At 64.1% G+C, this 4,996-nt stretch carries 10 protein-coding genes and 1 pseudogene; all 11 read left to right on the forward strand.

The features are described 5' to 3' along the window. The coding region (locus Q0480_RS07355; RefSeq protein WP_299131771.1) for a DUF736 family protein at positions 1-144 on the forward strand (144 nt) is incomplete at its 5' end. Positions 145-329: 185 nt separating this feature from the next. Continuing rightward, the gene (locus tag Q0480_RS07360) at positions 330-584 is read left to right on the forward strand and encodes an XRE family transcriptional regulator (protein WP_039244316.1); all 255 of its coding nucleotides are present in this window, start codon (positions 330-332) and stop codon (positions 582-584) included. Between the two features lie 81 nt (positions 585-665). Then, entirely contained in the window at positions 666-932 is a 267-nt protein-coding gene (locus Q0480_RS07365; RefSeq protein ID WP_299131763.1) for a DUF2285 domain-containing protein, read from the forward strand. A 112-nt stretch (positions 933-1,044) separates the two neighbouring features. Further along, positions 1,045-1,353: a DUF6499 domain-containing protein gene (locus Q0480_RS07370; protein WP_299131764.1), complete on the forward strand. Its 309-nt coding sequence runs from the start codon at positions 1,045-1,047 to the stop codon at positions 1,351-1,353. Further along, positions 1,277-1,819 (forward strand): DUF2285 domain-containing protein, encoded by a 543-nt coding sequence (locus Q0480_RS07375; protein ID WP_299131765.1) that lies wholly within the window; start codon positions 1,277-1,279, stop codon positions 1,817-1,819. Before Q0480_RS07370 ends, Q0480_RS07375 begins: the two co-directional genes overlap by 77 nt. A 140-nt stretch (positions 1,820-1,959) precedes the next feature. Continuing rightward, the gene (locus Q0480_RS07380) at positions 1,960-2,241 is read left to right on the forward strand and encodes a helix-turn-helix domain-containing protein (RefSeq protein WP_299131766.1); all 282 of its coding nucleotides are present in this window, start codon (positions 1,960-1,962) and stop codon (positions 2,239-2,241) included. A 12-nt stretch (positions 2,242-2,253) separates the two neighbouring features. Continuing rightward, the gene (locus Q0480_RS07385; protein ID WP_299131767.1) at positions 2,254-3,396 is read left to right on the forward strand and encodes a replication initiator protein A; all 1,143 of its coding nucleotides are present in this window, start codon (positions 2,254-2,256) and stop codon (positions 3,394-3,396) included. After that, the gene (gene parA / locus Q0480_RS07390; protein ID WP_299131768.1) at positions 3,393-4,031 is read left to right on the forward strand and encodes a ParA family partition ATPase; all 639 of its coding nucleotides are present in this window, start codon (positions 3,393-3,395) and stop codon (positions 4,029-4,031) included. The genes Q0480_RS07385 and parA overlap by 4 nt, the downstream gene beginning before the upstream one ends. Further along, the gene (locus Q0480_RS07395; RefSeq protein WP_299131769.1) at positions 4,028-4,282 is read left to right on the forward strand and encodes a hypothetical protein; all 255 of its coding nucleotides are present in this window, start codon (positions 4,028-4,030) and stop codon (positions 4,280-4,282) included. Before parA ends, Q0480_RS07395 begins: the two co-directional genes overlap by 4 nt. Further along, positions 4,279-4,569: pseudogene (locus Q0480_RS07400) on the forward strand (DUF2840 domain-containing protein); the annotation flags it as partial. The gene Q0480_RS07395 and the pseudogene Q0480_RS07400, both read left to right, overlap by 4 nt. A gap of 121 nt (positions 4,570-4,690) precedes the next feature. Continuing rightward, positions 4,691-4,987: a hypothetical protein gene (locus tag Q0480_RS07405; RefSeq protein ID WP_299131770.1), complete on the forward strand. Its 297-nt coding sequence runs from the start codon at positions 4,691-4,693 to the stop codon at positions 4,985-4,987. Positions 4,988-4,996 lie beyond the last annotated feature (9 nt).

Below are 4,996 nucleotides of genomic sequence, written 5' to 3' on the forward strand. Positions count from 1 at the left end.
CGCTCCAACGAGGGCCGCGACTATCTGGGCCTCAAGCTCGACGATCCGAGCTTCAACGCCCCCATCTACGCCAACCTCTTCGACGACGAGGACGGCGATGGCTACTCGCTGATCTGGTCCCGCCCGAGCCGCCGGGCGGACTGACCCACCGAGCAAGGCCCCGGCCGGACAGGCCGGGGCCTTTGTCTTGCCTACGCGCGAATCAGTGGCGCCGTCGAAGACCTAAAAGAGCGGACGACAAGTTTTCGAGCCCCCCTCGCGCCGCCAAGAGCGACTAAAATAGTCGTAGTTCTGGCAAGTAGTTATTGGCCGGTGGGAGGTGGTCATTCATGATCACCGCCCGACAATCACGGGCCGCACGCGCGTTGCTGGGATGGACACAGGAGACGCTCGCTGACGAGGCCCGGACATCGCTGACCGCGCTCAAGCGTCTCGAATCCGAAAGTGGCCTCGAGGTCTATGAGTCGACGCGCGATCTCGTTCGCAGGGCGTTGGAAGCCGCGGGGATCGTCCTGCTCTCAACCGACAAGGGCGAGGGCGTGCTCTTGCTTCACGACCGGAAAGACATGCCCCCGAAGCGTTAGGCGCCCCACCACATCTGGCGTGGCCACAGAATTTCGCGCGATGCTGTTAACGAACCTCCATTGAACGATTATAGTCGCCCCATGGGACAGCAAACGCCGTCATTTCTCGACGAGCCGCCGATCAGCCAAACGCTCACGGCCTATGATCGCGAGCATATGGTTCTTTATCTGCGCCTGCTCGATTCCTCGCGCGATGGCGCCGACTGGCGCGAGGCCGTCCAGATTCTCTTTGGTCTCGATCCGAAGTGTGAGCCGGAACGGTGTCGCCAAATCCATGACACGCATCTCGCCCGCGCCCTGTGGATGAACGAGCACGGCTATCGCGAGCTGATCCGCTCGGCCCAGTGATCGCGGCGATGCCGTTTCGGCACCACCCTTTGTCGGCCACCTGACTTCCGCAAAACAACCCAGTCGGGAATCCTGACTCTCCCACAAGTTCAAGGACTAAGGGAGGATCGCAATGACCCCTGATGCTTCTGGCTGGCGCTCGTCGATACGCTACGCGCATGTCGCCGACATGACCGCCTCCGACGTTGCGTGGGAATGGCTGCGTCGCAACGAATCCTACGACAAGGATTTCCGGGCACTGGCTGACGGCATAGACGATCCACGCGCGCTGACCGAAAAGATCGGACAGCGGTGGGGGTTGCGATTTCCCGGTGGATCCGATGCGAAGCTCGGCCGAGGCGCGGGTGATCTGGCTTCCCCAGGACGATACGAGCGCCATCGTTCTTGGCGCGCAGCCCGATATTCTGTCCACAAGCGCTGACCGGCAACCCACAATCGACACCACGACAAGCGTTGACGCCGACGGCGAAACCTTTCTGGTATTCGATCTGGGCAACGGCCAGCGCGTCGAGCTTGTTTATCCCTCCAAGACACGACCCGCCAAACCGCTCGGCGCCTTCATCCCGCTCAACCTGGAAGGCTTCGGGCGGATTGAATCCGTCGCCCGCCTGCTCGCCGCCCTCCATGGACGCGCAATACCACCCGACACCCGCCTCACGCGGCAGCAACGCGCGCGACTGTGTCGGATGCTACAAGCGTTCGACGGTTATCGCTATGGAGCAACCCAGCAAGAGATCGCGCAAGTCGTACTTCGGATCACTCCCCTCAATCGCGACGACTGGCAGGCATCCTCCGCGCGCCATGCCATCAAATCCCTGCTTCGGGACGCCCGCGCCATGATCGCAGGAGGCTATCGCACGCTGCTTCGCCATCGCCGGCATTCCTAGCCGGTCCTCCTCCGGTTGGCGGTGGGCGAACTTAGGCCCCCCTGAATTCGCCCTGCATCTCGCCGCTCGTGCTTCGCCATCGTGCCCTTCGTTACCCGCCGTTTCCCGGCGGCCCCAACGAACCCACGGAGGCCCGATCCATGCGACCCGAACTCGCCGTTTTGCCGCCGCGCTTCCTGCGCACCAAGGAAGCGGCCGAATTTCTCAGCCTTTCCGCCCGCACCCTCGAAAAACACCGCACCTACGGCACCGGCCCGGCCTACCGGAAGCTCGGCGGCCGCGTCGTCTATTCCGTCGACGATCTCGAAGCCTGGGCCGATCGCGGCGCCGTCACCTCGACCTCCGATCCGCGTGGCAGCGTGCTCCCCGCCAAACGCCAGACGTCCGCGCCGACGGCCCATGCCGGCCGCTACGCACGCTGACCGGGTTCCAGAATGGCGGCGCGACCCCGGTCCCTTTCGGAGCGCGGACAGCTCGATCTGTTTCGAGCGCTCCCCGGCGATTTCGCGCCACGAGACGCGCAGGATCTCATGGCCTATCCGTTTTTCTCCCTCTCCAAATCCCATCGCGTCGCCCCGATCGATTTCGCCGCGGGCAATGTCTCGATCCGGGTCGAGGCCGTACCCGATCACGGCATGGCGACCATATGGGACGCCGACATCCTCATCTGGGCCGCCAGCCAGATCGTCGAAGCCCGTGACGCCGGGCTTCGCACCTCTCGGCTAATGGCAGCCACACCCTACGAAATCCTCATGTTCGTCGGACGCGGCACCAGCTTGCGCGACTATCAGCGCTTGAAGGCGGCGCTCGATCGCCTGCAATCGACCACCGTCTCCACGTCGATCCGTCAGCCTGCCGAAGGCCGACGCCATCGCTTCTCGTGGATCAACGAATGGCAAGAACGGACGGATCGCGACGGAAAACCGGCCGGAATCGAGCTGATCGTACCCGACTGGTTCTATCGAGCGGTCCTCGACGACGCGCTCGTGCTGACGATCGACCGCGCCTATTTCGATCTCACAGGCGGCCTCGATCGCTGGCTCTATCGCCTCGTTCGCAAACATGGCGGTCGCCAGCGCGACGGCTGGCGATTCGACTTCCGCCACCTCCATCAGAAATCCGGCGGCCTGTCGCCGTTCAAACGCTTCGCTTTCGAGCTGCGCGACATCATCCGCCGCCAGCCGCTGCCCGGCTACACCCTGTTCCTCGAAACGGAGATCGGCGGCCGTGTTCTGCTCGCCTTCGAGCCATCTTCGGCCTGTGGACAATCTGTGGATGGCCTCGTGCTATCGGGAACCCGGACTATCGTGCCATCGGGAACCCGAGGCTCGTGCTATCAGGAACCGAAACCGGGTCTAACTCATGGAAGAAAAAGCCGGAATCGCGCCCTTAACTTAGAGTCTAACCAAGAATCTAACTTTGAAGAGCGCGCGCGCGATGTGCAAAAGCTCATCCGCGACACCGCCCAAGACCTCAGTACGGCCGCTAGGAAGAGCGGCGGACCTGTTCCTGAGCCAGCACGAGACTCCTTCGCGCCCGAGCTTCCGCTTCGACCGCAGTCGGGAGGAGCGCGATGATCATTGCGCTCCTCAATCAGAAGGGCGGCGTCGGCAAGACGACGCTGGCGCTCCATTTCGCCGGCGAATGGGCCGGACGCGGTAAGCGCATCACGCTGCTCGACGCCGACCCGCAGGGCTCTGCCCTCGACTGGTCGCAGCAGCGCAGCCGCAGTGATCTTCCGCGTCTGTTCGGCGTCGTCGGGCTGGCGCGCGATACGCTGCACCGTGAAGCGCCCGAGCTGGCGCGCAACGTCGATCATGTCGTCATCGACGGACCGCCGCGCGTCGCCGGACTCATGCGCTCGGCCTTGCTCGCCGCCGACCTTGTGCTGATCCCGGTGCAGCCATCGCCGCTCGACGGCTGGGCATCGGCCGAGATGCTGGCGCTCCTGTCGGAGGCGCGGATCTACCGGCCGGATCTTCGCGCCCGCTTCGTCCTCAATCGCTGCGGCGCGCGCACGGTCATTGCCCGTGAGACCGCCGAGACGCTCGCCGATCACGATCCGCCGGTGCTACGCAATGTCATCGGCCAGCGCGTGATCTACGCCGATGCCGCGCAGTCCGGCCGACTCGCCTTCGAGATCGACGACGATGGTCCCGCCGCGCGCGAGATCGCAGCGCTCGTCACCGAGATCGAGAGGATCGCGCCATGAGCGAGCGATTCGAACGGCGCCGCTTCGCATCGCGCCCGACCAATCCCGACGCATGGATCAAGGCCGCCGAGGTCGAGCCGACACGCATCGCCGATGCGCCGGCCTTCACCGCCCGCCTGACCATCGACATCACGCCCGATCTGCGGGGGCGCATCAAGATCGTCGCGTTCCAGCGCGGCGTCACCGTCGCCGACATGCTGCGCGAGCTGCTCGCACGCGAATTCACGCAAACCCCAGGAGACACACCATGACCGGCATCGCGGCCTCCCGCATGCGCGGCGGCCCGTCGCCGGCCGCGCTCCCACACGACACGCTCACCCATGTCGAACTGACTTGGGTCGAGAAGAAAATCGAGAACTGGATTCGCTTCGGCATGCACGCCCACGAACAGATTCTCGATCGCAGGCGGCGCGTCCTGTCCTTCCGCCCCGGCACTATCTTCGCCTTCGTCCGCTGGGCGTCGAACGACTTCGGCACGATCATCTCGCGCATCGACATCGTGCGCGCCGTATCGCCTCAAGGGTCCCAATCCAACTCAACCTTGAGCGACCGGCGGGGCCACTTAATGCATGAGGGCGCCGCCGGGTGTCCCCGCCGCACGACGTTTAACTGGCAGGCATCAACAAACAATGGACAACGGCGAGTTTGGCGATAGCTTGGTGAAGATGCTGGCGTGGCGGCGAAAACAACTGCCAGAACTTGGCACCCCGCAGGGCGTCGAGTTGATGCGCCGCCTACTGAAACATGCGGGCCGACCGCAACCCATTGGGACGATTTACAGTGCTAGCAAGCTGTCGACACCCACGATGCGCAAGACGGTCAAGGCCTTCGTGCAGCGCGGTTTTGCCCGCATTGAACCCGATCCGGATGACGCCAGGCGCTCGTTACTTCAGGCCACGCCGAAGCTCAGTAGTTTTGCTGTGGAGTACGCTCGAAGGCTGAGCAACCTGCATTGACGAAACGAC

This window comes from uncultured Amaricoccus sp., from assembly GCF_937891315.1.
GTDB lineage: Bacteria > Pseudomonadota > Alphaproteobacteria > Rhodobacterales > Rhodobacteraceae > Amaricoccus.